The organism is Paenibacillus sp. A3 (assembly GCF_001399685.1).
In the GTDB taxonomy this organism is placed as follows: domain Bacteria; phylum Bacillota; class Bacilli; order Paenibacillales; family NBRC-103111; genus Paenibacillus_G.
Genome location: NZ_JTHN01000098.1, coordinates 23,388 through 45,525, shown reverse-complemented (window position 1 = coordinate 45,525; position 22,138 = coordinate 23,388). Strand labels below are relative to the sequence as shown.

At 49.2% G+C, this 22,138-nt stretch carries 19 protein-coding genes and 2 riboswitches; of the genes, 8 read left to right on the top strand and 11 right to left on the bottom strand.

Features of this window, described 5'->3' with window-relative positions:
- Nucleotides 1–27: 27 nt before the first annotated feature.
- The 3 genes from QJ48_RS15730 to QJ48_RS15720 all read right to left on the bottom strand — a co-directional run bounded on the left by QJ48_RS15730 (nucleotide 28) and on the right by QJ48_RS15720 (nucleotide 3,778).
- The gene (locus QJ48_RS15730) at nucleotides 28–1,932 is read right to left on the bottom strand and encodes a M6 family metalloprotease domain-containing protein (protein WP_054974514.1); all 1,905 of its coding nucleotides are present in this window, start codon (nucleotides 1,930–1,932) and stop codon (nucleotides 28–30) included.
- 316 nt (nucleotides 1,933–2,248) lie between these two features.
- Entirely contained in the window at nucleotides 2,249–2,692 is a 444-nt protein-coding gene (locus QJ48_RS15725) for a hypothetical protein (RefSeq protein ID WP_054974513.1), read from the bottom strand.
- Between the two features lie 153 nt (nucleotides 2,693–2,845).
- A complete protein-coding gene (locus tag QJ48_RS15720) occupies nucleotides 2,846–3,778 on the bottom strand; it encodes a DMT family transporter (protein ID WP_054974512.1) in 933 nt (310 codons plus the stop codon).
- A gap of 124 nt (nucleotides 3,779–3,902) precedes the next feature.
- Between QJ48_RS15720 and QJ48_RS15715 the strand changes: the two genes are divergently transcribed.
- Complete coding sequence (locus tag QJ48_RS15715) at nucleotides 3,903–5,327, top strand: PLP-dependent aminotransferase family protein (RefSeq protein WP_082420520.1); 1,425 nt, start codon at nucleotides 3,903–3,905, stop codon at nucleotides 5,325–5,327.
- A 124-nt stretch (nucleotides 5,328–5,451) separates the two neighbouring features.
- Here the strand turns inward: QJ48_RS15715 and QJ48_RS15710 are convergent, their stop codons facing one another.
- The 4 genes from QJ48_RS15710 to thiD form a co-directional block, all read right to left on the bottom strand.
- Nucleotides 5,452–6,321, bottom strand: a complete 870-nt coding sequence (locus tag QJ48_RS15710; RefSeq protein ID WP_054974511.1) for a hypothetical protein — start codon at nucleotides 6,319–6,321, stop codon at nucleotides 5,452–5,454.
- A gap of 223 nt (nucleotides 6,322–6,544) precedes the next feature.
- Nucleotides 6,545–6,700, bottom strand: a complete 156-nt coding sequence (locus QJ48_RS37490) for a hypothetical protein (RefSeq protein ID WP_162238499.1) — start codon at nucleotides 6,698–6,700, stop codon at nucleotides 6,545–6,547.
- Nucleotides 6,690–7,520, bottom strand: coding sequence for a hydroxyethylthiazole kinase (gene thiM, locus QJ48_RS15705; protein WP_054974510.1), 831 nt, complete (start codon nucleotides 7,518–7,520; stop codon nucleotides 6,690–6,692). Before thiM ends, QJ48_RS37490 begins: the two co-directional genes overlap by 11 nt.
- The gene (thiD, locus tag QJ48_RS15700) at nucleotides 7,510–8,343 is read right to left on the bottom strand and encodes a bifunctional hydroxymethylpyrimidine kinase/phosphomethylpyrimidine kinase (protein WP_054974509.1); all 834 of its coding nucleotides are present in this window, start codon (nucleotides 8,341–8,343) and stop codon (nucleotides 7,510–7,512) included. The genes thiM and thiD overlap by 11 nt, the downstream gene beginning before the upstream one ends.
- A gap of 62 nt (nucleotides 8,344–8,405) precedes the next feature.
- Nucleotides 8,406–8,503, bottom strand: a riboswitch (TPP riboswitch).
- A gap of 74 nt (nucleotides 8,504–8,577) precedes the next feature.
- Nucleotides 8,578–8,678: riboswitch (TPP riboswitch) on the bottom strand.
- Between the two features lie 377 nt (nucleotides 8,679–9,055).
- Between thiD and QJ48_RS15695 the strand changes: the two genes are divergently transcribed.
- Nucleotides 9,056–10,150, top strand: coding sequence for a serine hydrolase (locus QJ48_RS15695; RefSeq protein ID WP_054974508.1), 1,095 nt, complete (start codon nucleotides 9,056–9,058; stop codon nucleotides 10,148–10,150).
- A gap of 156 nt (nucleotides 10,151–10,306) precedes the next feature.
- Here QJ48_RS15695 and QJ48_RS15690 read toward each other — a convergent pair whose 3' ends face one another.
- From QJ48_RS15690 to QJ48_RS15680, 3 genes are all read right to left on the bottom strand, one after another.
- Complete coding sequence (locus QJ48_RS15690) at nucleotides 10,307–12,184, bottom strand: ABC transporter ATP-binding protein (RefSeq protein WP_054974507.1); 1,878 nt, start codon at nucleotides 12,182–12,184, stop codon at nucleotides 10,307–10,309.
- Complete coding sequence (locus tag QJ48_RS15685) at nucleotides 12,181–13,986, bottom strand: ABC transporter ATP-binding protein (protein ID WP_054974506.1); 1,806 nt, start codon at nucleotides 13,984–13,986, stop codon at nucleotides 12,181–12,183. Before QJ48_RS15685 ends, QJ48_RS15690 begins: the two co-directional genes overlap by 4 nt.
- A gap of 503 nt (nucleotides 13,987–14,489) precedes the next feature.
- On the bottom strand, nucleotides 14,490–14,948 hold the full coding sequence (locus QJ48_RS15680) for a VOC family protein (RefSeq protein WP_054974505.1): 459 nt from the start codon (nucleotides 14,946–14,948) through the stop codon (nucleotides 14,490–14,492).
- Between the two features lie 131 nt (nucleotides 14,949–15,079).
- Here QJ48_RS15680 and QJ48_RS15675 point away from each other — a divergent pair, with 131 nt between their 5' ends.
- The 6 genes from QJ48_RS15675 (at nucleotide 15,080) to QJ48_RS15650 (ending at nucleotide 20,833) form a co-directional block, all read left to right on the top strand.
- Nucleotides 15,080–16,027: a YafY family protein gene (locus tag QJ48_RS15675; RefSeq protein WP_054974504.1), complete on the top strand. Its 948-nt coding sequence runs from the start codon at nucleotides 15,080–15,082 to the stop codon at nucleotides 16,025–16,027.
- Between the two features lie 199 nt (nucleotides 16,028–16,226).
- Nucleotides 16,227–17,099: an aminoglycoside 6-adenylyltransferase gene (locus QJ48_RS15670; protein ID WP_054974503.1), complete on the top strand. Its 873-nt coding sequence runs from the start codon at nucleotides 16,227–16,229 to the stop codon at nucleotides 17,097–17,099.
- A gap of 129 nt (nucleotides 17,100–17,228) precedes the next feature.
- Nucleotides 17,229–17,471: a hypothetical protein gene (locus QJ48_RS15665; RefSeq protein ID WP_054974502.1), complete on the top strand. Its 243-nt coding sequence runs from the start codon at nucleotides 17,229–17,231 to the stop codon at nucleotides 17,469–17,471.
- 261 nt (nucleotides 17,472–17,732) lie between these two features.
- Nucleotides 17,733–19,061 carry a helix-turn-helix transcriptional regulator gene (locus QJ48_RS15660; protein ID WP_054974501.1) on the top strand — a complete coding sequence of 443 codons (1,329 nt, stop codon included), beginning with the start codon at nucleotides 17,733–17,735 and terminating at the stop codon, nucleotides 19,059–19,061.
- 236 nt (nucleotides 19,062–19,297) lie between these two features.
- Nucleotides 19,298–20,104, top strand: a complete 807-nt coding sequence (locus QJ48_RS15655) for a hypothetical protein (protein ID WP_054974500.1) — start codon at nucleotides 19,298–19,300, stop codon at nucleotides 20,102–20,104.
- A gap of 390 nt (nucleotides 20,105–20,494) precedes the next feature.
- Nucleotides 20,495–20,833, top strand: a complete 339-nt coding sequence (locus tag QJ48_RS15650) for a hypothetical protein (protein ID WP_054974499.1) — start codon at nucleotides 20,495–20,497, stop codon at nucleotides 20,831–20,833.
- A 191-nt stretch (nucleotides 20,834–21,024) separates the two neighbouring features.
- Here the strand turns inward: QJ48_RS15650 and QJ48_RS15645 are convergent, their stop codons facing one another.
- The gene (locus QJ48_RS15645) at nucleotides 21,025–21,495 is read right to left on the bottom strand and encodes a GNAT family N-acetyltransferase (protein WP_054974498.1); all 471 of its coding nucleotides are present in this window, start codon (nucleotides 21,493–21,495) and stop codon (nucleotides 21,025–21,027) included.
- Nucleotides 21,496–22,138 lie beyond the last annotated feature (643 nt).

Here is a 22,138-nt window from a genome sequence, read left to right as displayed (position 1 = left end):
GCGCGGCATGGCCGGCTCCCTTATGGTTTATTTTACGAGGACTTTAAGCGGGGAAGATTTCGTCGTACCGAATGAGTTCACCAGCTCGCACGTATAAATATACGTTCCGGGCTTTTGGTTCGTGAAGGTTTTGACCGCCGTCTGCGCTTGCGAGCTGTTGTCCGTCAGCTCTTCCTCGTAGACGAGCGTATCGTTTTCGTACAATCTCCACGTGTCGCCGTTATTGCCCCACCACATGTTCATCGTGATCGCATAGTCCTTCTCGTTGTTCCAATTGTTGTGGCTCAGGCTCGGGGAACCGGGAACGTCGGTCGCCTTCACCGATCCGCTCGCATTGCCGATTTTGACGCCGACCTTCATGGCGCTGCTTCCGGCGCTGTTCACGTTTACGGAGATTTTCGTATCAGCTCCTTCGTAAGTCGCGCTCGAAGGCTTCGTTTTCGGGCCGAACGACGTATTGAAACCGCTTGCGTAATAGTGGTCGTATGTGCCGCTTCTCTTGGTATCGAGCTGGCTGTAGCCGAGCGTGCCTTCGTTGGCCTCTTCGATATCGACCAGCTTCCGCTGCTCATTCATATTGCCGCTCTGCGTCTCGTCCACGTGCCAGATCGCGATGCCCGGCTTGCCGCCTCGGAGCGATTTTTCCAGCGCCCGGTCATATCCCACAAAGCCGCGGTTTTCCAGCAGGAAAAACTGTCCCGGCGTACTTGTGTTGATTTTGACGACATTGTAAGCGTTCGGATTGGACGGTTGAACCGTGTTGAGCGTATACGTATACGAGCCGTTCGCGCTCACTTCCGTCGGCTTCACCCATCCGAGCCGGTATTTGGACCAAGCGTCCATATGAACCGGCGTGGAACCCGCATGGTTGTTCCCGTAAGAACCCCACGACCCGCCGGCCATCAGGCTGTGCGGACCGACACCCATAGAGGAACTGTCCGTGTCGTACAGATCGGGCAGACCGAACAAATGACCGGTTTCGTGAACGAGCACGCCCATCGTCGCCATATGATCGCCTTGGTTTTCGCCTTGCTGGATATACTCCAGGTTCACCGTTTTGCCGTCTCCCTGCCATGTTCCCGCCGACCAGCGGTGCGCCCACAGACTCGGCGTTCCGCCGGCACTGTAAGCGGCTTCATAACCAGCCGTGACGGTTACCAGAAACAGCTCGTCCCGTGTGACTTTGCCATCGTTGTTCGTGTCGAAGCTGGCGAAATTGACGTACGGATTGGCAGCCGCTACGGCGTCCCTGACGATTTTTTGGTTGGCCGCTCCGGTGTTGCCTCCCGTATTCGGGTGAGGATAGCCAAGCTTGACACGAACGATGCCGTCGCCTGCCGTGCCGTACGATTCCACCGCAGGGCCGATCGTCATTTTTCCTGCGCTGACCTCTTTGTAGTAGTGCTTGACCGTGCCTTCCGTATCCCCGAAGAAGCGTTCACTCCACTGGCTATCGGAATATTTCATCCCGATATCGCTGAATTCCACCAGCATCACAAGCAGCTTGCGGGAGCTGCCGGTGTTGATCGGCGCAAGAGACGGGCCGGGATCGGTATCGTCGAGAAACGGCGCGACATTGGATTTGATCTTCTCCACGATCTGCTGTTCCTGCGCCCACTGCTTCACCTGCTCTTGCTTGAGCGTCTGCTCCGGTTTCGGGTCAATGTTCACCCTTTTGCCGCTTGGTTTTAACGAGATTCCTTCAATTTCGGCATAATTCCAAAAACCGTTCTTGTCCTGCACTAATACGTCGTCATCCACCCCCTTCGTCCAGTTCAACCATTCGTCACCCTGCAGAGCCGCTTGGAACGTCTCCCCTGTCGGCTGCTTGAAGACTTCCGTTCCGCCATAAGCCGGAACTCCCAAGCTCACCGATGCGGTGCCGAAGTAAGCCAAACCGGAAATGATTAGGCTGCACGTTAGTTTCTTCAATTTACCATACCTCCCTTATTTTTACTTCTCCTTTAGTATAAGGGATACTCTAGCGGTTGAGATGAGTTGATAGAACTACAAGAGAGCATTTATTTTATACGCCGAATTGGCTGCCTCACTATCAGTGTATGGTAAATTTATCCCAAATTGTCGACATCGCGGCAGCTTTCCAATGTCTAAATGTCGAAACGGCCTGTCGATGGTGTCGAAAGGACAGGGACGCGGCAACAAAGAAACCGGCCGCCTCCAATGGTCAAGGAAACCCATGGAAGCGGCCAGCGGTGTAGGTCGAGCTGCGTGCCGGAAACGGATATCGTTACGAAATCGAAAACTTGGCGGAGAAGTTCATTTTTTTCACAAAAGAGCTGTTCGCCCCGGCCTTAAACTGAACGTACAGCGGGCCGTTCTTGTGCGCTGTAAAAATACGTCCGTAAGGGGTATTCGTATTATACGTGCCAAGCGCTTGACCGTCTGCGTCATACACAGTATAAGTAATGGGGAACCCCGAGTTATAGACGAAAACGGTAAGCTCTTCTCCTTGATTCAGGACAAAAGCTTCTTTTTCGGTTTCCTCGTAAGAAGTCAGCGAGTAATATTTTACAACCTCTCTTGCCTCCAAATTCGAATAGCCACCAGGCGCGGTGGTACCGGCAGGTTGGCCGGCAGTACTGATGTCCGTTGGACTGCTTGCCATAACCGAGGCGGAGAAGGACAGCACCAGAGCCGTCGATAATGCGGCAGATACGAGTTTCTTTTTCATAATTTCCCTCCAATGGATTATATTTGTAAATCAAATCCTATTCTACCATTATAACCTTTATATTTCAATTTTTTGGTAGATAAATAGATCCAAGGAGGGAAACTGCAGCCTGTCTATCAGAGACTCCGGTCCCCGGTTCCGCCCCGCTCCCTGTTAACCCGCCTGCTTCGCTTGCACCGCTCCTTGCCTTCTCTTGGCCGACCTCGCCCCGCGGATGGCTTCGAGGTTCACCAGCAAAATGCCGACGATGATCGTGATACCTCCCGCGACAGCTTCCCATGTGACCGCTTCCCCGTACAGCAGAGCGCCTAACGCAAAGGCGATTAACGGCGAAATATAGAGCCACGTGGTCGGGAAGAACGGATTCGTCCGCGCCACGAGCCAGTAAAACAAGCTGTGTCCCATCATCGACCCAATCACGGTCAAATACAGCAGCGCTCCGATTCCTTGACCCGTGGCTAAAACTTCCATCGGCACGCGCTCCGTGAACAGGGATAGGACGAGCAGCAAAATTCCCCCATGCATCATTTGTATGGCATTCAACGCCAATGGCGATGTCTCCGGGTACCGCACAAGCGCCCGCTTGGCATAGAGCGCGCCCGACGCATAGAACAGTTCCCCGACCAGAATCGCGGCGCAGCCCACCACCCAGAGCAGATTCGTCTCTACGGAAAGGTTAGGCGCAACCAGCAGCCCCACTCCCGCAAAGCCGAGCATACACCCGCTAACGGAGCTTCGGCTTGCCTTGCTCCGCAGCACAATGCTTTGAATCAGCAATAAGAAAATCGGCCCCGTCGCGGATAAAATCGCCGCCAGCCCGGAGCTCACATACTGCTCGGCCCAATACAACGTCGCGAACGTGCCGAACGTAAGCCCAATCCCCGTCGGCAGCAGGTCCTTGCGCCACAATAGTGAGAAGCGCACTTTTCCCGTCGCCAACGCCCAGACGAAGATCAGCGCGCCTGCAAGCAGGAACCGTGCTCCGGCCGAGAAGAACGGAGGAAGTCCTGCGTCGATCCCTACCTTGATCATCAAAAACGTCGTGCCGAAAATCAAACACATGACAGTATAGCCCAACCACACCATGTCTCTCTCCTCCTTCTATTCCTCCATCATAGAAGAAAGGGCACAGAACAGATCAAACATCGCAGAACAGATGGTGCAAAAAAGTGCTACAATGGAGATAAAGAAAGGAAGGAGCGTGCGACGCGTGAGCAAAATCTACCCATCCGCTGCCCAGCCTGCCCAGCCTGCCCGGCTGTACGAGAGCGTCTGCGACGACATCCTGAAACGGATTGACCGGGGGGAATGGAGCGAGGGCGGCAAGCTTCCTTCGATCCGCGAGCTGGCCCAGGAGCTGGGCGTTCACCGGCTGACCGTGTTCAAAGCCTACCAACTGCTGAAGCAGAGCGGCAAGGCGTACGTGAAAGACAAATCCGGCTATTATCTCAACACCGGCAGCTTGCCGTCCGACCTGACGGCGACGCCTGCCGTGCACTCACATATTCAGCAAAATCCGCTATCGGACATCCAGCGGGTTCCGGTGGTTTACCAGTTCTCCCAGGCGCTGCTCGATCCGAATCTGCTGCCGAATCAGTACCTCTCGGCCTACGTCAAGCAAGCCTTCGATCTGTATCCCAAAGTGCTCGGAACCTACGCGCCCGTTCAAGGCGATCAGGAGCTTCGCGAGGCGATGACCGAGTACTTGGCGGCCGAGCACCGCCTCGCTCTTACGCCCGGCGAGCTGCTGATCACTTCCGGGGCACAGCAAGCGCTGGACCTGCTGGCCAAGACACTGCTCAAGCCGCGGGATGTCGTGCTTGTAGAACGTCCGACCTACGGCGCGGCGATGGATATATTTCGCAGCTACGGCGCGCAGCTTGCGTCTGTAGACATCCATCCTCACGGCTATGATTTGGAACAGGTGGCAAGGCTGATGAAGGAGCGCAAGCCCCGCTTCTTTTATCTCAACCCAACATTCCACAACCCGACGGGCTATACCGTGTCCGCAGAGCAGCGGAAGCGCCTGGTCGAGCTGGCGGCGGAGCACCGCTGTCTTCTGGTGGAGGACGATGCGTTTCACGACATTTACTTCAAGCAGCCACCGCCGCCGCCGCTGTTCGCCTACGATACGGAGGGCTATGTTGCCTACATTCGCAGCTTCAGCAAGTATATCGCTCCCGGCTTGCGCATCGCCGCCGTGGCAGCCCGACAGCCGGTCATCGGCAATCTGCTGACCGCCAAGTCGCTCGCCGATAACGGCACGCCGCTGTTGAATCAAAAGATTTTTCTGCTGCTCTTCTTCTCCGACCGGATGCAGCGGCACTTGGAGAAGCTCCGCATCGCGCTGCACGTGCGGATGAACATTATGGAGGAAGCGTTGTCCGGCACCGGCTTGTCGTGGACCAAGCCCGCGGGTGGCTTGAACCTGTGGATCAAGCTGCCGGACGGGATCAAAGCGGGAACGCTGCTGGCGAAGGGCATCGAGCAGTCGCTCACGTTCGTGCCCGGCACGATCTGCGATCCGCTCGCAGAGTTCGACGACCGGATTCGCTTGAGCTACTCCTACGCGAACGAAAACCAGCTGCGCGAAGGAGTCCGGCTGCTGGCCGGGCTGCTGCGGTCCTTGGCCTGATGCACGGCGTACGGTCAAAAGCCCGCTGCTCCCCTTCGGGAACGGCGGGTGAACCCAGCGTCATAGTAAAAAAGAAAAGATGACTCCTTGAATTCAGAAGTCATCTTTAGCTCTACCAATTTATTTAATTGGCTCCATCAATTGCATTGATATTACTTTCAATATTAACCGGCTGTTTTACGATTTCCCCTACAGCTCCGAGTACTCCGGACGTATTATTTCCCCAACCATAAACCTTGCCGTCACTTTTAAGGGCGATAACAAAGTTATCTTTCACAACAATATCCGTGATGCCAGTTAAGCCTGGAATTTTGGTTTTCACCGTTCTTTTCGTTGTGTCGCCAAGACCTAGTTGTCCATAATCGTTGCTTCCCCAAGACCATACCTCGCCGTTAGCATCCAAAAGATACATCGAGTTATCCCCAACAAATAATTTTGTGGTAGTAGGAGTAGGATTGGGAGTGGGAGTGACATCCGGAGCAACGAGATCCCCTGTTTCATTAATATCAATAGCGTCAATGACGAATAGCCCGTCATCATTTGACTGCACTTTGACTTTATGTTTGGCGTCACTTAATCCTGTAATCTCAAAATTTAATACTTGAGCTGCAAAACTCGAAGAATACTGCGAAAAACTCCCTTTTAAGGCGCCATCAATGTAAACTTGAATATTCGCCGGTGTGCTTCTATTGCTAAAATTAGCACCGATAAATCTCATTTTCGTTCCAGTAAAATAAAATTCGACCGAATCTTTGCCTAAAACTCCGTAGCCAGTATCGTTATATAATCCTTGTCCGCTGTTTTGATTTACTGGAGTTCCGTTATACTTAATGAACGGATGATGATCGTCAAACCTTTTCCAGCCTTGTTCCGGTGCTGTTAGCTGCCCCCCAACCGCAGCTGCTTTTGCAGTTTGAGCAAAGCTGGGAAAAACCAAAATGCTTAAAACAATAAAAGATAATGTCATCAATAAAATACTCTTTTTCTTAACCAATAGATTACACCTCTTTACTATTTTTTATCATTATATACCATTAGTCCTATTTTTCAAACGAAAAATAGTTCTTTTGTAATGTAAATCACTTTTTACTATACCTACTTAATCTAAGATATTCCTCTATATCCTGCTAAATTTTCGTCATGGACTGCTGCCAAAAATCCGGCTGCGCAAGATCGATATTGTATTAGGAAAAAACGCACGGGCGATGAGCGCTACTTTACATTTTTGTAACTTCGAACCATTGCAGGGAGGAAACAAAAAAAACCGCAGGGCGTGCCTGCGGTTCAGTGTGTTGAAAACCCTCGACAGGGTTCGAAGCCTTATCTGGAACGTTCGCAATCAAATAAATGATGCAGCCCATCTCAGGCTTCATATACTTTTGCCCTCTCGCGCATCGTCTGGGAGTTCATTTTGCTTATTTCATCGATGAGAGCTACACGGTAGCTGCCGTTCCCTTGTTGACCGGCAGTTTCATAAGCCTTCTCCCCTGCAATACCCATGCACAAAAGACCGGCGACGGCCGCCATGCGGTAATCCGCCGTAACCCCGCAGAACGAACCGATCAGGGACGTACTCATGCAGCCTGTACCGGTTATGGAGCCGAGCATGGGATGTCCGTTCTCCATACAAATTACGCTTCGGCCATCGGATACGATATCGGTCGCACCGGTGATTGCAACCGCACAGTGATATTGCTTCGCCAATCCGCTCGCAATATCGATGCCGCTTTGCAGACTGTTTTCCAAGTCCGCTTCGGAAGCGTCCACTCCTTTTGTTGTTGCGTGGAGCCCGGCGATATAACGAATTTCAGACATATTGCCGCGGATAACGCTGAATTTTAGCTGTTCAAGCATCATCCTAACCGTCTGATTGCGGAGCTTCGACGCGCCTGCGCCCACGGGGTCCAAAACGACGGGGATGCCCATCTCGTTTGCTTTCTTCCCGGCGGCAAGCATTGATTCCACGGTTCGGCTATTCAATGTCCCTATATTCAACACGAGCGCGGAGGATATTGCGGTGATGTCAGCGGCTTCCTCAATATCATCCGCCATGATAGGCGAAGCGCCGATGGCAAGCGTAATGTTGGCGCAGTCGTTGACGGTCACATAATTGGTAAGATGGTGAACCAAAGGCTTTGCTCGCCGGACGCCGCTCAATAAATCGCCGATATTTGAGATGAAGTTATTGTCCATTGCTGATCTCAGCTCCATTCTTTAAGCCGTTTTGGTAAAGCTCGTAAAAATGATGAGTCGGGCCGTGGCCCTTTCCTATCGACAAGGAATGCCGAATGGCGGTGGTGATATATTCCTTTGCCCGATGTACCGCTTTCTGCATGCTGCATCCCAATGCGAGGTTTGATGCAATCGCGGCTGAGTAAGTGCAGCCTGTGCCATGCGTATTTTTGGTATCAATACGCTGTGCGTCGAACGTATAAAACCGCTCCCCGTCAAACAAAATATCCAGCGCGCTTCCTGCGGCATGACCGCCTTTGACAAGGACGTTTTTGCAACCCATACGATAAATCGCTTCAGCCGACTTTTTCATATCTTCGACATTGTGAATCGGCATACCGGCGATTTTCTCCGCTTCCGGAATATTGGGGGTCAGGACGTCGGCGAACGGAATCACCTTTTCGATCAGTGTATCTATGGCGTCGGGATTCATAAGCGGACAGCCGTTTTTGGCATACATCACGGGATCGAGAACAATATTGGCGGGAGCGTATTGCTTGAGCTTTCCAGCGACGGCCTCCATGCACTCGGGCTGGGAGAGCATACCGATCTTCACCGCGTCCACATCAATATCCTCAAAAATGGCATCGATTTGTTTTTCGATCATATCCGGCCTGACATCCTGAATGTCAATGACGCGGCTCGTATTTTCGGCGACCACCGAAACAATGACGCTCATGCCAAAAACGCCATGCGCCGAGAACGTTTTTAAATCGGCTTGAATGCCGGCGCCTCCGCTGCAATCCGAACCGGCAATCGTGAGTACTTTTTCAAGTCTATCCATCCTCTCCGCTCTGTTACATTAAAAAAATAAAAAGCCCTTATCCTATTTCTGACAAGGGCAAAATAACACTGTTATTTGCTCCCTACGCCAGTATTAACTAACAGGTTCAAAGGGTCAGGTTTAACCTTCTCAACTGCGAACAGTCCCCCCGCAAACAATAAGCCATATTCAGTTTTAGCACATAAAAATAGAGCGCTCTCTCGTTCGTGGAAGCGCCCTAATCATATACATATAGAGATGTAATGATTCGCTTCCCTACGCCGGTATTAACCGACAGGTTCAAAGGGTCAGGTTTTAACCTTCTCAACTACCAAGTAGTCCCCCCGCAAATTAGTTTCATTGAAACATACGCTTATCCAAAAGTCAACTGCATCGGTCACGTTTGCTGATAACAAATGGGCAGTTCGAGGGGCAATGGCCTCGAACTGAAAATAACTGCAATATGATTATTTTTGTTTCTCTGCATAATTTAACGGCTTCGGGGGATTGTCCCATGTGGGGTGTTGGAGCCTCTTTTATAGCTTCTTGCATGCCATAAATATTCATGTCCTGATATACATTCTTTACGTCCCTCTACAGACTTTAATAGGAATGCTCGAAAAAACTTCGAAACTTCTTACATAAAATACTCGTACTAATAATTTGTATGCATTCCCAATAAAGGAGTTTTTTTCTGTAAGCAAGAAAAAAAACGCAGGAGGGAAAAAATTCGATGCCGATTGTTCAAAATAATAATCAAAACCAACAGCCAGACCCTACATACAACCAAGCAACAGATGAAGCGATTAAACAATTATTTAACAAGATCTCACCAAATGAACCCGGTTATGCTTATATTGCAAGTTTCGACGATGGCACAACTTATAAAGGAGCAGTTGGTTTAGATTCGATAGAAGAAAAACTGCCGATAACGACAAAAACAATTTTTAATATTGCTTCAGCCTCTAAACAATTCACGGCATTTGCAATTTTACTGCTAGAGCAAGAAGGTAAATTGAATCTGGATGATTCCATTTTAAAGTATGTATCTTCTCTCGGAACATATGCTAAGCCTGTGACACTAAGACATCTAATTCATCACACTGGCGGATTAGTTGATTATATGGAATTGGCGGAAGGTGCGAACATTAAATATACCGATAAATTAACTGTAGAACAATCGCTTGACCACCTTAACAATCATCAAATTGCAGAATTTCCGGTCGGAACAAAATATGATTACAGTAATACCGGATACTTTTTATTATCTTTAGTCGTTGAAAAAGCTAGTGGAAAAAGCCTTCGTGAATTTTCGAAGGAGCGTATTTTTAAGCCTTTAAACATGAACGACACCTCAATCGTGGATCGCTATCCTACCAATTTCCCCGTTGCTCGCGGCTACTCGAAGAATATGCTAGGGGCATATGAAATCTTTGAAAGCCCTTGGGAACATACGGGCGATGGAGCCGTTCATACCCATGTTGAGGACTTCGTAAAATGGGGACAAAACTTCACTACAGGTACGGTTGGCGGAAAAGACCTTGTTAAAAGAATGAGCGAAATAGGTCCGAAAACTTCTCCATCCGGAGAGACGATTATTAACAATAAAGATTATGCTTTTGGCTTGTCTATTGGCAAAGATTTCAATCGTCATTACTTGGAGCATTCGGGAGGCTGGGCGGGTTACGCTTCACACTTTATGCGTTTCCCGGAAGAACGTTTGACTATTGCGGTATTGAGTAATTATGACGAGGCTAAATCTGAGAAATATGCTAAAAAAATAGCGGAAGTTATTTTAGGAAACAGCGCAAAAAATAAAGACATCTGACCTACCGGTCGTTATTTAGGCAAAGCTAGTAATGAGATAAAGGACTTTGAAGTCTGGATTTCCAGCCTTGTGCCACGATTTTGATTTCGTGGAACCATGCAAAAAAAACAACCGCAGGACGCGCCTGCGGTTGTTCCTTCAGGTAGAGCCTTCGGCTCAACCCGCCTCCTGTCCCCGTCCTCCGCCGGTGAACTGACTGCGGTACAGCTCGGCATAAAAGCCCCCTTGTTCAAGAAGCTCCTCGTGGGTGCCTTGCTCGATCACGCTGCCTTTGTTCATGACGAGAATCAGGTCGGCCTCGCGTATGGTGGACAAGCGGTGCGCGATGACGAAGCTGGTTCTTCCTTTCATCAGCTCGTTCATCGCCTTCTGAATGTGAACCTCCGTCCGCGTATCGACGCTGCTGGTCGCTTCGTCGAGGATCAGAATCGCCGGGTCGGCGAGGATCGCGCGGGCAATGGTCAGAAGCTGCTTCTGGCCTTGCGAAATGTTCGACGCCTCCTCGTTCAAGACCGTATCGTAGCCGTCCGGCAGCGTCCGGATAAAATGGTCCGCATGCGCCGCCCGCGCGGCCTGCACGATCTCGTCCTCGCTTGCGCCTTCGCGGCCGTACGCGATGTTGTCCCGGATCGTCCCGTTGAACAGCCACGTATCCTGAAGCACCATGCCGAACAAGCTGCGCAGGTCGCCGCGCTTCATCTCCGTAATATCCGTGCCGTCAATGGTAATTCGGCCGTTACCAACCTCGTAGAAGCGCATCAGCAGGTTAATCAGCGTCGTTTTGCCTGCGCCGGTCGGGCCGACGATCGCGATCGTCTGTCCCGGCTTGACGTCGATGTTCATGTTGTCGATCAGCACGTCATCCGGCTTGTAGCCGAACCGGACGCTTTCGAACCGCACCTCCCCCTGCGCCGAGCCAAGGCGTTTCCCCTCGGCATGCTCCGGGTCTTCCTCCGGTTCGTCCAGCAGCTCGAACACGCGTTCCGCCGAAGCGATGGTCGACTGAATGACGTTGGCAATCGTCGCCAGCTGGGTGATGGGCATGAAGAACTGCCTGGAATATTGAATAAACGCCTGAATGTCGCCGATCTCGATCGATCGCTTCGTAACCAAGAGCCCGCCAACGACGCTGACAAGAACGTAGCCGACATTGCCGATAAAACTCATCATCGGCATGATGATGCCGGAAATAAACTGCGCCTTCCAGCCAGACTCGTAGAGCTTCCCGTTAATGCTGTTGAACGTATCGACCGACTGGCGCTCGCGGCCGAACGCTTTGACGATTTTGTGGCCCGTGTACATTTCCTCCACGTGCCCGTTAAGCTCGCCGAGCGCTTTTTGCTGCTCCTTGAAGTAGCCTTGGGAACGCGAGGCGACCGCTTTGGTCACGAGCAGACTGAGCGGCAGCGTCAGGAACACGATCAGCGTCATAATCGGGCTGATCGTCAGCATCATCGCGATGACGCCGACCAAGGTGATCAGAGATGTAATCAGCTGCGTCAAGCTTTGCTGCAGCGTGCTGCTGATGTTGTCGACGTCGTTCACGACGCGGCTCAGAATTTCGCCGTTCGTCTTCGAATCGAAGAACTTGAGCGGCAGCCGCGCCAGCTTCTCGTTCACCTCTTTGCGCAGGTCGTACACCGTCTTCTGCGCTACGCCGGCCATCAAATACTGCTGCACATAAGCAAACGCCGCGCTCACGATATACAATACCGCCAGCATCAGCAGAATATAATGGACGTAGGCGAAATCGATGTGCGCACCCGGCACGCCTTTCATTTTCTGCATCAGGCCCTCAAACAGCTTGGTCGTCGCCTGCCCCATCAACTTCGGACTGACGATGCTGAATATGGTGCTGATAATCGCCGCAACAAACACGGCTAGCAATTGAAATTTGTGGGGCAGCAAATACCGGGTCAGCCGTTTCAAGGTGCCTTTAAAATCCTTCGCCTTCTGCACGGGCATGCCCATCCCCGGGCCTCTTCCGAACGGACCTCCGCCGCCGGGTCCTGGGGCTTTTCGTTGTTCACTCATCGGGCCTCCTCCTTTCCGGCGCGCAAAGCAACCGCGGCTTCGTCCGTTTCTCCCGGTTTCTGGGCCGCGCCGCTTCCGGCAAGCTCGTCTTCGGAAAGCTGCGAGGATACGATTTCGCGGTACACCTTACAGGTGTCCAGCAGCTCCCGATGTCGGCCGATGCCCGCAATCCGGCCTTCGTCCAAGACGATGATCCGGTCAGCGTCGATCACCGTGCTGACCCGTTGGGCCACGATCAGCACGGTAGCCTCTCCCGTCTCTTCCCGCAGGGCGGCCCGCAGCTTCGCATCCGTCTTGAAATCGCGCGCCGTGAAGCTGTCGTCGAACACGTAAATATCCGGCCGCCGCACCAGCGCGCGGGCAATGGACAGACGCTGCTTCTGCCCGCCCGATACGTTCGAGCCGCCTTGCGCGATAACGGAATCGAAGCCGTCCTTCATCTCGCTTATAAATTCCGTCGCTTGCGCGATGTCGGCCGCATGGCGCATTTCTTCCTCCGTCGCACCCTCTTTGCCGTACCGGATGTTGTCCCGGATCGTTCCGGAGAACAGCACGGCTTTTTGCGGAACGAATCCGATCTTGGCGCGCAGCGTCTCCTGCGTCATCTCCCTGACGTCCGTGCCGTCCACCAGCACACGCCCTCCAGCCACGTCGTAAAACCGCGGAATGAGGCTGATCAGCGTCGATTTACCCGCGCCGGTGCCGCCGATGATCGCCGTTACTTCATCAGGACCGGCTTTGAACGTAATGTCCGAAATCGCCGGCTTTTCCGCGCCCGGGTAACTGAACGACACCTGTTGAAACTCGACGTGGCCTTTCAGCGTCCCCCCGTTCTTGGCTTGCTCGGGGTCGTTCAGCGTTGGCACCATGTCCAGCACCTCGCGAATGCGTGCGGCGGAAACCGACGCGCGCGGAATCATGACGAACATCATGGACACCATCATCAACGAGAACATGATCTGCATCGCGTACTGCAGAAAAGCCATCAGCGAACCGACCTGCATATCGCCGCTATCGATGCGGAAGCCGCCGAACCAAATAATCGCGATGGTCGCAAAATTCATCGTCAGCATCATGACGGGCATCATGGCCCCCATAATCCGGTTCACCTTCAGCCCCGTCCCGGTCAGGTCGAGGTTGGCGTCGTTAAACCGCTGCTTCTCGTGCCCGGCACGGTTAAACGCACGAATGACGCGAATCCCGGTCAGCCCTTCGCGCAGCACCAGATTCAGCTTGTCGAGCTTCTTCTGCATCTCTTTGAACAGCGGAATGCCTTTGCTCGCAATGAGGAAAATCGCTCCGACCAGTACGGGGATAATCACGATCAGCACCAGCGACAGCTTGGCGTCCTGCGATACGGCCATGATGATCCCCCCAATACAGAGCATCGGCGCACTGACCATCATCCGCAGAATCATCGTAAGCACCTGCTGCACTTGCGTGATATCGTTGGTCGTCCTCGTGATCAGCGAAGCCGTGCCGATCCGGTCAAACTCCTGCAGCGAGAAGTTCTCCACATGCTCGAACACGCTGCCGCGCAGCCGCTGGCCGAAGCCTGCAGCCACCTTGGAGGAGTAATAGCTCGCCACAACGGAACAGATCGTGCCCCCCGCCGCCACCAGCAGCATGAAGCCCCCGATCCGCAAAATATAGGGCGTATCTCCCTGCACGACTCCGATATCGACAATATCGGCCATAAGCGTAGGCAGATACAAGTCGGATAAAGACTGTAGGAAGATCAAAGCCAGCACGATAGCGATAGGCACACGGTACGGCTTCAAATAAGCAAACAACTTCAACATGCTTCATGATCATCTCCGCTCGCTTAGATCCGTCTCCGGCACCAGAAAATGCCGGTTAGATAGATCATTGAATATTTTAGACATCATTAATTAAATAATTTAATTTTATGCCTGGTTTTCGTCCCTGTCAAATCCAAATTCGACTAAAAAAAAGAATGCCCCTCACCCGGTTCAGGCGGAACATTCTTTATCTGCAACGATAGCCGAAGCACTATAATAATGGAAAAAAGGAGGGATTCGGATCCGGGACCGCACCGTGATCGTAACGGGGGCCAACTCCGGAATGGGGCTCGCGGCGAGTAAAACGCCGAGCGACACGACCCACGTGACCCGTTTGATTACTTGCTGATGGTCTTACCCTTTGGCGATGTCAACTTATTTACCGCCTTTTCACGTAATTTCAATACTCCTGTTTCGGCCGATGAAAAAAGCAGTGACGGGCCAGGCACCCGAAGGACCTGGACTGCAACTGCTTTATTGCGCTTATCGTTCCTGTCAGAACGTCAGCTATCCTTTTGATGTCCTCGAATGACCGCTTCTTCCGAGGTCATGGTGACAATTTGAAAGACTACACCGAACTTGTCGGTAACGACGGCAAGGCCAGGGCTAAAATGGGTTTGCTGCAGCGGCATCTCCACTTGACCTTCTTGCTTCAGCAATTCGTAAAACTTCTTGGTCTTCTCTATTTCGTCGGTCGTAATACAGATTTGAACTTGGTTTCCGCTTCGATGAGGGGTGCCAGGCTCCATATCGGCAACCATGATGTTTGCCATGCCGACTTTTAAAACGGCGTGCGACACGAAATCCTTCATATGTGCTGGCAGAGGGGATTCGGGGTTTTCCGGTGCGTCGCCATAAGTTTGGATAAAAAGGACGTTTGCCTCCAATGCTTCTTTATAAAACTCAATAGCTTGCTTTGCTTTTCCGTCCATCATTAAGAAGGCGGTCAATTGCACGGTCATCGTAAATACAACTCCTTTAGGTTTTGGGATATGTTCCAACACAGCTATCCAGCTGCTGGACTTGATTCTTATTGTAGCCTATAATAGTGACAACTATTGTCACAAATACAAAAATAAATCGGAGCCGGGCCATGTCCAAATCGAAACGACTGATGGAATTGATGATGACCGTCAACCGAAAGAAGAAATTTACCGTCAAGGAGCTCGCGACCGAGTTTAACGTATCGACGAGGACGATTCTGCGCGATTTGCAGGAATTGAGCGAGCTCGGGGTGCCGTTGTATTCGGAGGTGGGACCACACGGGGGGTATCAGGTCTTGAACGAACGGATTTTGCCCCCGATCGCCTTTGCCGAGGAGGAGGCTGTCGCGATCTTTTTCGCGTGTCATGCGCTGCGCCACTATGCCTACCTTCCCTTCGAGACGGAATCATCCTCCGCCTTGAGCAAATTTTATTTTTACATGTCGGGGGATGTCCGCGACCGGATCGATGAGATGAAGAACCGGATCGATTTTGTGATCCCGTCGAGACAGGCGAAGTTCCCTTATTTATCGATCCTGCTGGACGGAGCCATCCGGCAAAAGGTGATCCGCATCGAATACGGATCGCGCGAAAGCGTGTCCGCCAGACTCATCCAGCCGATCGGCATTTATGCCAGCAGCGGCTTATGGTACTGCCCCGCCTACTGCTTCCTTCGTGAAGATATCCGCTTGTTCCGGTGTGACCGGATCAGGTCTGCGACAGAAGACACTTCCGGGACGCAGCCGCTCGACCTCCGGCATCTCCACCTCGGCAACCGGGAGGCGCTGCTCCCGTCGGAGCAGCAATTCACGAATCTGTATGTGGAGCTGAGCGAGGAAGGGGTTCATCGATGCGAGGCCGAATATTGGTCGGCGACCAAGCTGCACCGCCGCGAGGACGGCACCGGGTGGCTGGAAGGCCGCATGCCGAAGGGGGACATTCCGTTTCTGGCGCAGTTTTTCATCGGTTTGGGCACGGATGCGACCGTGAAATGCCCGCCGGAGCTGATCGATGACATCAAGCGGAGGCTGGCCGAGATGATGGCGAGGTACGGTTAGCCGGGTAACGGAAGAAGTACTGTATCCTTCCATAAACTGGAGTTATAATCAAGAGACAGGAGGATGATAATCATGAAAAAGCTGTTGGATAAATTATAACGTTTCGATCTAAAAGCGTCCGATATTGTCCGTATTCGCGGACCGCCTGCCTCGTTCGAATGCCGAACCCTGACTATATTCGATGGAGGTTGGAACGAGGATGAGAAGCGAACAGGAAATGATGAATTTAATTTTGGATATCGCCAGCAACGATGAGCGAATCCGGGCGGTCGGGATGAACGGGTCGCGAACCAATCCGAATGCCCCGAAAGATGCGTTTCAGGATTACGACATTGTGTTTATCGTTCATGATCTGCCTTCTTTTGTGGAAGATAAGCAGTGGATCGACCGCTTTGGCAGCCGAATTATCATGCAGAAGCCGGAAGAGATGAAGCTTATTCCTCCCGAACTGGACGGAAAGTTCCCCTACCTGATGCTGTTCACGGATGGCAACCGGATCGACCTGACCCTGTGTCCGTTCGAGCAGAAGGACAACTGGAACAACGACGATACGCTATCCGTCGTTTTGTTGGACAAAGACGATTGTCTTCCCCAGCTTCCGGCCCCAACAGACGAGGATTATTGGGTAGAGCGCCCGTCGGCCAAGCTTTTTGCCGATTGCTGCAATGAATTTTGGTGGGTATCCACGTACGTGGTCAAAGGCTTATGGAGGCAGGAAATGCTTTATGCCCAGGATCATTTGAATGTGGCCGTGAGACCGATGCTTATTCAGATGCTCGAATGGCAGGTTGGCATCCAGACCAATTTTTCGATCAGCACAGGCAAAAACGGCAAATATCTGGAGAAGCATCTTTCGAGGGAGATCTGGCACGAATTGATGTCCACCTTCCCGGACGCAACCTATGAAGGAGTCTGGCAGGCCTTGTTTGCCATGGGGGACTTGTTCCGCCGAACCGCGCAGGATGTGGCGAACCGCTTGAATTACGAATACCCTGTGGAAGACGATCAGCGCGTCACCGCCTATTTAAAGCATGTTCGGAATTTAGCCCCGGACGCTAGTGAAATATTTTGATTGTTATGAACTGAGCCTCCCGTCATGGGAGGCTTAGAGCTCGTTTAAATAATATAAAAGTTTTGAAATCCATTTAAGGAATTAAAATGGTTACGCCTGGGGCAACCTAATTCTAAAACGGAGGTTTCTATGGAACTGTTTAGAGATGGCGAACCGCATCCTTTGTATGATGAGATTATGGGTTTGAAAGATGCAAAAATGCGTAACGTTGCCATTAAAGCTGTTAATGGAGTAATTTTAGTATCTTACATTGACGATAAGTGGATTATCACTTTAAATGACCGCTTCCAGTTGGAAAGTGCTAATATTACCGAAATCATCGATCATGTGGACAAACTGCATGGAGATAATTCCAGTGTATTCATTCGCTGAGTTGAGTTACAGAAAAAGACAAAGAAGGGGTAGAGGAATCTATCCTTTTTTGTTGTCCCAATAAAAAGATTGGGGATTAAGCGAATGGGCAGAATAGCTGTGGGTACTGTTTCTCCATGTTCCCGAATGCTGCTGCGACATAATCCAGCGCCTCGCTGACACTTGGTTGTATGCGCATTTATTTGATTGTCGTCTTTTCGTTTTATTTCTATGGGATATTAAGGTAAAATTAATCTAAATTTCTAGGGGGAGGGTTTCTTCGTGCGGGGTGTCAATCGTCCTTTGCGTTGGGAAATTGAAGACCAGATGAAACTGCACGGCTATAACCTCAATCAAGTGGCTGAGCTAACGGGGAGCAACGCAGGAAATTTAAGCCGAGCCTTTAATGGTGTAGCCCGTTCGATCACAATCGGTCATTTGGATGCTTTGGCCAAGCTTTTTGGTAAAGCTCCCGGCTGGCTGTACGAGCTGTACATAGAAGAATGCATTTCGGAGGAAAAATGGTCCCGGCGGCGGTTGATTCCTTATTTGGTGCGATGTGCAGAGCTCGGCCGTCATGATTGTATTGAACCGGTGATCTCCAAGCTTCTTGATAACCCGAAGAACATATCCATTATTTTTGCCGCGGCAGAGCAGTTGTTCCAGATGGAGAGATTGCAGGAAGCAGAGCATTTCTACCAAGTCGTGATTGACGGGACTAAGGATAGCTTCTCTGAGATGTTGACCGTGAGTCATTATCGATTGTTTCTAATAGCACAAGGTACCGATGCGGAGAAGAATTGGAGAGCCGTCATTCGGTTTGAACCGTTCAGAAACCGTCTGCCGGAGCATCACCAACTGGCGGCGCTATTAAAGCTGACCAAAGCCTGCTTTGCGCTGCAGAAGTGGGACGAGGTTGAGAAATTCGCGGATGAGCTAGCGGAACTAAGTATGGCATTGTGCAGAACTCGCGAAAAGCTTGAGAGCGAGCGACATTTGGTATGCTATTACGGAGCTGGGCTTTTGTTTAAAGGCGCTGCATTAGAAAAACGAGGGTTGTATGACCAATCCAAAAAATATGTTCGTGGCTATGCTAATCTGGAATGGCCGGAACCGCTCGATGAAGAAGTCCAAAAAGAAGTAGAAATGCTTAAAATCTGGGGAAAAGCAAATTTATACACGCTTGAGGTGCTAACCGGGAACGAAGACATTATTGACGAATATGCCGATTATCTGGAAAGCATTGACAGGCTTACGGACATTCTGGCCGGATTGATCGCGATCTTAAAATCCGCAAATACATTTAGTTTCTCTGTTGATCATGTGTTGTCGCGTTTTTCTGAAGACCTTCATGCTTTTCATTCTTTTGACGACGATCTCATCCTTTCGGATCGACACCTTCGATTTAGGTATCATAAAGCTATTTATGAGTTCAGACACGGACGAATCCAAGCAGGACTGGATGAGACGTTACACTGCCTTTCCTTGGCCCACAAGATGAGCCGGAATGAGGATTATGTCCGCTGCACCGCCTTGTTTGAGCAATATAAGGACCATGCGTCGGAACAACAAATAGAAAGCTTCCTCAAATATCCTATCAGAGCTGTTTAACACTACGTTTAGAGACTTCTGACAGCTGCTTGCAGCATTCGGGACGAAACGCTCCCGAATGCTTTTTTTGTCGAAAATAATTATTCCAAAAATCAAAAATCCTGTATATGGAAAATATTGTTTATAATGGGATCGAAGGGAGGCTGATATGAATAAAAAGCTAAAATGGAAAGTCAGGAAGTTTCGCAGCGGTTGATGAACTATCAATTAAATTATGTTGAAAGGAGATTTTCTGAATGAGAAAAACTTTCTTATTTGTAATTGTTTTATTATTTTCATTATCAAGTGTTTCGAATGCTGCAGCTACACAGAAAGAAGATTTTTCGAAATTATTGCAAGAATCAAAATCAGAGATTTTGAATTATGCAGAACAAAACAATATCGATCTGAATAATGTTGACAGCAATAAAAATGAGCGAATTTTGGAAGAAGTAAAACAATTGCCCAAAACCAAAAAATTGATCAATGCTTTAGAAAACCAGGAGGCGTTTAGACCCGAAAATCAAAAGAAAATCGATGAAGCGTACTCAAAGTACCTAAAAGAAACACATGCAAAACTTAAGGTAGGAGACGTTATTAATAAAACTTTTACCTTTAAAGACGGATCTTCAGTCAAATATGAGACGAAAATTAAAAGGGATTCTTCTTCAGGATCAAATGACCCAATCTCAATGGCTGCTTGTGAATATCCAGGTATTAAATATGACTTTGAAAACTATAAAACAATTATTCCTATCGGCGAAAGAGATGGATTGGTATTTATGAAGCTTACTGCATATGTAAAAGTTACGAAAACTGAAAATGTAATGGAATATGTAGGAGCCGATACTAATGGCACATATGCTGTTATTCCCTATACCCAGAATTCATCAATTAGTGGAACAACTCCGGGTACTACCATAACCTATCCAGCTACAGCAACAGCTACAGGTACTTATAACGTTACCTTATGGGCGCCTATGCCAATATGGTCTAAATCATATAGCTTAAACATATCCATTACAAATCAAGGTTGTGGGTTCTTTGGGGTAAGTAACTACTAATCCTTAAAACCCAATAAATTAAATAAAAACAAAGCACCTCCAAATCAAAGTAATGGTTGTGAGGTGCTTTGTTTGTGCGCGGACAGGTTCGAAAAGGTAAAATATTCCGAAGGGCATGAAACAACAAAAAGGCCGAAGACAACTGGGAAGACCAAAATACGAACGCGTAAAACAGCCGGCAGGGCAGATTGACAACAGTGTGAATATAACGGGAAGTCTATCCAAAAGGATATCTGTTACTCAACAAACCAGCGGAGTAAACAGGGGCGTATATCTTAATGTGGCATGTACGGTTCGATTAAACTAATTCATTTTCAACGATTTGTTCTTATTATCTTCGCCTTCTGATAAAATAAATCATAAAGTTTAAGGCCAGTGTAGGGAGGTAATATGAAAAAAATCGGATTCGGATCACTATCGCTTATTTTTTTAATCAGTGGGATACTTATTTCATTCAACTTTGGTTTTAACAATAAAAATATGATTGGTGATAAAATATTTGACTTTTTTGGATTAAAGGCTTGGTCATGCGATTCAGAAGGGTTTCACTATACTGTAATACTTATGATGATATTATTAAGTATATCTTTCTATTTAGGCAGAAAGTATCCAAATGATATGGGTGCGGCGCTTTCAAAAAATATTTCTATCATCTTATTAATAATTACAACTTTGTTATTAATCTATGCAATAATTGTCCATTCTCCTGAAATAAGTTTTTGTCAGTAGTCTTTCATTCGCCTTTCAGCTCAGTAAAAGGCATTGTAAAAGCATTGCAAATATCGGTGAACTAATAGAAAGTTTCCTCAGATATCCTGTCAGAGCTGTTTAACGCTACGTTTAGAGATTTCTGACAGCTGCCTGAGCAGCATTCGGGACTAAACACTCCCGAATGCTTTTTTTGTCGACGCTAATCCACACTAAATAGTTAACTCCCATCGTTCTTCGATAAGTTCTTTGTTAGACAGGATTTGACTTCGAGTTTCTTTTAATTGAAATCCATTTTTCTCATAGATTCGTCTTGCTGAAATAAGCTCACTATTTGTCCAAAGAATAATTCTCTTGAACCCTATTTCCTTGCAAAAATCAATAGCTGTTCTCACCAACCGATTGCCATACCCGGCACCTCTTACATGAGCTGCAACAAGAAATAAACCCAATTGGGCACTATCCTCATTGATTTTCATAATACATATCGATCCACTTGATTTTCCGTCGACTTCCAGAATCCAAATGTTTTCCTTATCATCTGACCTCTCTACCAAGCCTTTTACTCTCTTTTCAATAAAATCTCGGAAAGATAAATCGTACTGGAATTCCCTATTATAGATTTCATAGTGCGAATTAATAATGTAATCTACATCGTCTAATGTAAAATTGCGTATCATCATTTTCACCTTTTATATATTTTACATAATGTTTGCTCCTACATTGAGTATACCAAGATTTCGACAGGCATCAATTACCTTCAATATTGTTTAACAGAAGCCTTTGTCGAAAAAAATTATTCCAAAAATCATAAATCCTGTATATGGAAAACGATCAATATAATAGGATTCGGGGACGGTTAATATGAATAAAAAGCTAAAACGGAAAATTAGGAAGCTGCGGCAGCGGTTGATGAGATTGGTTGAGCAAAAGCTTATCGTCAGACGAGGAGGGGTTCATCCGTTAATGAGTATCTGAATTTCCTAGAGCCTCTACACAGCTAAGAGATGATTCCTGTACTCGTCAGGGGTCATCTTTTTTTGATTCCGTTGGAACGCCCTGAAATCAGGTTACACATATATTCCATGGAAAACCTCGAAAAAAGGATGAGATGTAATGAAGGAACAAAACCCAGGTGAATACCGGCCCCAGACCGATGCTTGGAAACCGCGTCATCCCCAATCCTATTGGAGTGAGTTTTCGGAAGAACCGTTGGCGTGGTATTGGAAACTGTTGGGGTACGGGGGAAGAGGCCTAATCTATGCGCTAGGTGTCTGTTATGCCGCTCTTGCCATAGCCGCTATGTTCTATTATGTCATTGCGTTC

What these genes read in the sequence shown, in the direction of transcription:
- QJ48_RS15725 (WP_054974513.1), bottom strand. Translation starts at nt 2,692, where the DNA reads ATGAAAAAGAAACTCGTATCTGCCGCATTATCGACGGCTCTGGTGCTG.
- QJ48_RS15720 (WP_054974512.1), bottom strand. Translation starts at nt 3,778, where the DNA reads ATGGTGTGGTTGGGCTATACTGTCATGTGTTTGATTTTCGGCACGACG.
- QJ48_RS37490 (WP_162238499.1), bottom strand. Translation starts at nt 6,700, where the DNA reads ATGAAGCCTGAGATGGGCTGCATCATTTATTTGATTGCGAACGTTCCA.
- thiM (WP_054974510.1), bottom strand. Translation starts at nt 7,520, where the DNA reads ATGGACAATAACTTCATCTCAAATATCGGCGATTTATTGAGCGGCGTC.
- thiD (WP_054974509.1), bottom strand. Translation starts at nt 8,343, where the DNA reads ATGGATAGACTTGAAAAAGTACTCACGATTGCCGGTTCGGATTGCAGC.
- QJ48_RS15695 (WP_054974508.1), top strand. Translation starts at nt 9,056, where the DNA reads ATGCCGATTGTTCAAAATAATAATCAAAACCAACAGCCAGACCCTACA.
- QJ48_RS15690 (WP_054974507.1), bottom strand. Translation starts at nt 12,184, where the DNA reads ATGAGTGAACAACGAAAAGCCCCAGGACCCGGCGGCGGAGGTCCGTTC.
- QJ48_RS15685 (WP_054974506.1), bottom strand. Translation starts at nt 13,986, where the DNA reads ATGTTGAAGTTGTTTGCTTATTTGAAGCCGTACCGTGTGCCTATCGCT.
- QJ48_RS15680 (WP_054974505.1), bottom strand. Translation starts at nt 14,948, where the DNA reads ATGACCGTGCAATTGACCGCCTTCTTAATGATGGACGGAAAAGCAAAG.
- QJ48_RS15675 (WP_054974504.1), top strand. Translation starts at nt 15,080, where the DNA reads ATGTCCAAATCGAAACGACTGATGGAATTGATGATGACCGTCAACCGA.
- QJ48_RS15670 (WP_054974503.1), top strand. Translation starts at nt 16,227, where the DNA reads ATGAGAAGCGAACAGGAAATGATGAATTTAATTTTGGATATCGCCAGC.
- QJ48_RS15665 (WP_054974502.1), top strand. Translation starts at nt 17,229, where the DNA reads ATGGAACTGTTTAGAGATGGCGAACCGCATCCTTTGTATGATGAGATT.
- QJ48_RS15655 (WP_054974500.1), top strand. Translation starts at nt 19,298, where the DNA reads ATGAGAAAAACTTTCTTATTTGTAATTGTTTTATTATTTTCATTATCA.
- QJ48_RS15650 (WP_054974499.1), top strand. Translation starts at nt 20,495, where the DNA reads ATGAAAAAAATCGGATTCGGATCACTATCGCTTATTTTTTTAATCAGT.
- QJ48_RS15645 (WP_054974498.1), bottom strand. Translation starts at nt 21,495, where the DNA reads ATGATGATACGCAATTTTACATTAGACGATGTAGATTACATTATTAAT.